Annotated in this window: 2 protein-coding genes; both read right to left on the reverse strand. The window is 73.9% G+C overall.

From position 1 onward, the window contains the following. Window positions 1–1754, reverse strand: a 1754-nt coding sequence (locus OEY_RS0115145) for an ATP-dependent helicase (protein WP_010594699.1), incomplete at its 3' end; no start/stop codon positions are given. After that, a partial coding sequence (locus OEY_RS0115150; protein WP_010594700.1) for a PD-(D/E)XK nuclease family protein occupies window positions 1751–3251 on the reverse strand: 1501 nt, incomplete at its 5' end. The genes OEY_RS0115150 and OEY_RS0115145, both read right to left, overlap by 4 nt.

Consider the following 3251-nt stretch of genomic DNA (forward strand, 5'->3'; position numbering starts at 1 on the left):
GACGCCAGTTCCTTGCCGAGCGCGACGATGCGCGCGTACCCGAACTCCGAATAGCGGTGCGGTGGACCGGGATCGGAGAGTGCGTCGGCGATCCCCGCCTGCTCGGACTGCTCGCCCGGCAGGGCGCTGTCGAGCGCCTCGGCCAGGGCGGCCGAGTCGGTGACCGAGCCGCCGACGCCGAACCGGCCCCCGATGGCGAGTTCACCGGCCCGTCGCCAGAGCGCCTGCAGGTCGGCGGCGCCGAGCTGCCAGCGGGCCCCGGTCAACACCCGCACGGCCGCGCTGCCAGCCGTCGGGTCCGCGGCCAGCCGCAGCATGGCGATCACGTCCGCGACCTCGGGGGTGTGCAACAGGCCGCCGAGACCGACGACTTCGACGGGCAGCCCGCGGGCGCGCAGTGCCTCGGCGATCGGTGCGGCGTCGGCGTTGCGGCGCACCAGCACCGCCGCGGTGGGCGGCGGCGCCTCGGACTCCCGGGCGGCCGCGTACTCGGCGGCGATCCGCTCCGCCACCCATTCCCGTTCGGCCTCGACGTCGGTGTGCAGGGCGAGCCGGACGTCACCGGTGACCGGCTCGGGCTTGGCGCGCAGCATGCTCACCTGGACACCCTTGTGCCGCAACGGCTCCGACGCCGAGTTCGCCAGCTCCAGGGCCTCGGGGGGGTTGCGCCAGCTGGTGAGCAGCTCGAGCCGCGGTGCGGGGCTGCCGTCCGCCAGCGGAAAGTCCGTCGAGAACCGGGGCAGATTCGCCGCGGACGCGCCACGCCATCCGTAGATCGACTGCATCGGGTCGCCCACCGCGGTCACGGCGGGCATGGGGTCCTCGGTCCTGCCGGACGGCGAACCGCCGAACAGCGACGACAGCAGGACGCGCTGGGCGTGGCCGGTGTCCTGGTACTCGTCGAGCAGCACCACGCGGAACCGGGCCCGCTCGGCACGGCCCACCTCCGGGTGGTCGCGCGCCATCCGGGCCGCGAGCGACATCTGGCTGCCGAAGTCCAGCGCGCCCTCGCGGCGCAGCGTCTGCGCCAACCGCTCGACCAGGGGCAGCAGTTCGATCCGCGACTGCTGCACGTCGAGAATGTTCAGCAGGGTCTTCGCCGGGCCCCCACGTTGCTTGGGGCCCGCGGGCAGCGTGTGCACGAGTTTGTCCAGCTCGGTGTGCGCGACGCGCAGGTCGTCCGGCTCGACGAGGTGCTCGGCGAGCTGTCCCGCCAGCGCCAGCACGCACTCGGTGACCGACGCGGGATTGCGGTCGGTGTCGAGGTCGCCGTCCCAGGCGCTGACCACGCGATACGCGAGTTGCCACAGTTCGGTCTCGGACAGCAGCGTCGCCGACGGTTCGATGGGCAACAGCAGCCCGTGCTCACCGAGCAGTCGCCCGGCGTACGAGTGATAGGTGCCCACCTCCGGCTCCCCGGCGAGAATGCGGGCCCGTAGCCCGCCGGTGGGGTCGAGGTCGCGCACCAGCGGCGAACCGGCGAGCTTCGCGAGCCGCCGGCGGATCCGGGTGGTGAGCTGCTGGGCGGCCTTGCGCGTGAATGTCAGGCCCAGCACCTGTTCCGGGTCGACGAAACCGTTCGCGACGAGCCAGACGACCCGCGCCGCCATCGTCTCGGTCTTGCCGGCCCCGGCGCCGGCGACGACGAGCGTGGGCCGCAGCGGCGCCTCGATCACCGCGGCCTGCTCGTCGGTCGGCGGGAACTGCCCGAGCGCGGCTGCCAACTCGGCCGCGGTCACCGTCGGTGGTGTCACTGTCCCGTCACCTGCCTGCCCTCGTCGTGCGCCGGGCAGCTCGACAGGACCGGGCAGTGCCGGCACCCGTCGTTGACCCGGGCCAGGAACTGCGGTCCCCGGGTGGCCGCGGCTGCTTCGTGGATCACGTCACGCCAACGGTCGAGCGTCTCGGCGTCCAGCGGAGGCTGCACCCGCTGGGTGGCGCCCTCCTTGTTGTGAGGTTTGGCGACGAACACCAACCGTGCCCCGCCGGGTTCGGCGGCGGGCTGCCCGTCGATCGCGCCGGCCGCGGCGGCGACCTGGTAGGCCGCCAGCTGCGCGTGCTCCTGCGCCGCTTCCTTGGTGACGGGATGGCGCGCGGTCTTGACGTCGATGATCACCGGCCGCCCCTCGGGGTCCCGCTCGAGCCGGTCGATCCGGCCACGCAACCGCACCCGCGGCTCGTCGTCGGTCCGGGGTTCGAGGATGCCGTCGACGGCGATCTCGACACCGACCTCGGTGAGCTCGCCACGGGTACCGCGCAGCCACGCCGAGAACGTGTCCAGCATGGCGCGGGTGCGCTCGAGCTCGCGACGGGCGTACCACTGCGAGCCGAGATCGACCGAGTCCCAAGCCCGTTCGAGCGCCCGCTCCACCTGGTCCGGCGGGATCCGTCCGGCGAGCGCCTGGACCAGCGTGTGCACCAGGCTCCCCGCGACAGCGTGGGTGTTGTCGCCGTCGGAGCCACCGTGCCGCTCGAACATCCACCGCAGCGGGCACGTGGTGAGCTGTTCGACCGTCGACGGCGACAGCGGCACCGCGTCGGCCCCGGGGTCCCACAGTTCCTGCTGCGTGCTGGGTTCGGCGGTGCCGTACCACTGGTCCGGATGTGCGCCGCGCACCCGGGCCCGGGCGAGCCGCGCGAGCTGTGCCGCTGCCCGGCGTTGCCGCTGAGGGTCGTCGCGGGCCACCACGGGATCGCACACGACGCTGCGCAGCTCGGCGACGAGGGTGGGCAGCGCGAGCACGCGGGTGCGGATCTCCTCCGGCAGTACCGAGACGTCCTCCCCCGGCTCGTCGACCTCGTCGTCCGAGGCCGCGCCCACCAACTCGTCGACGAACCGGGACCGCACCATGTCGGTGTCGCCGCCGACCGATTCCACGGCGGTGACGAGGAGGGTGCGCCGCGCGCGACTGCACGCGACGAGGAACAGGCGGCGCTCGTCGGCCAGCAGCGGGGCGGTGCGGGAGAGCCGCGTCGTGCCGTCGCCACCGTCGTCGGCCCCGGAGACCGCGTCGATCAGCGTCTCGATCCCGAGCAGGGTGCCGCGGGCCCGCAGGCTCGGCCAAAGGCCCTCCTGCACGCCTGCGACCGCCACGACGTCCCACTCGCGGCCGGCCGCCGAGTGCGCACTGACGACGGTCACCGCCTCTGCCTGCGCGACGAGGCGGGCGCGGACGGAACCCGGGATCTCCTGCTCGGTGAGGTAGTCGACGAATCCGGCGAGCTGGGCGCGCGGCAGCCGGGCGACGGAG

Origin of the sequence: Rhodococcus sp. P14, assembly GCF_000256505.1 — a bacterium.
Classification (GTDB): Bacteria; Actinomycetota; Actinomycetes; order Mycobacteriales; family Mycobacteriaceae; genus Rhodococcus; species Rhodococcus ruber.